The organism is Pseudoalteromonas sp. A601, from assembly GCF_002165575.1.
GTDB lineage: Bacteria > Pseudomonadota > Gammaproteobacteria > Enterobacterales > Alteromonadaceae > Pseudoalteromonas.
Window position 1 is genome coordinate 1 of sequence record NZ_MXQF01000093.1, and the last position, 436, is coordinate 436.

Here is a 436-nt window from a genome sequence, read left to right on the forward strand (position 1 = left end):
GTTTTTAAAATGCTCTAGATTGTATTAATCAATAAATACTTATAAAGATAAATCTTCTTTAGCAAGCGTTAGGTTATGAGACACTAACGTGTTATTTGAAATCTGTGTTGCTTCATATAAATCTGCCAGACCCGCTGTATCATTTTTTGATTTGATACGTGATATACCACGGTTGCTTAAAGCGAATGATGTCAGCTCGCGTACTTTGAGTTTACGCCCTTTTGTCACTTTTAATAACTCAATTGCTTTTGTGCAAATGGCTTCAGCTTCTGCATAGTTTTTTGACTTAACATTTAATGCACAACCATTGAACGACTCTTCTAGTTGCTGTGGCGCTGTTGCCTGCTCAATAACCATTAACTTATAGTCACTGCCGCCAGCCATAGCCGCTGCTGAGCAAGTTAGTAATGAGCCAAGTGCGATGGTTTTGATTAGT

The 436-nt window shown here is 37.8% G+C and carries 1 protein-coding gene; it reads right to left on the bottom strand.

Annotated features, from left to right (window positions below):
• Positions 1-39: 39 nt before the first annotated feature.
• On the bottom strand, positions 40-436 hold a 397-nt coding region (locus B5G52_RS21815; protein ID WP_087534712.1), incomplete at its 5' end, for a hypothetical protein.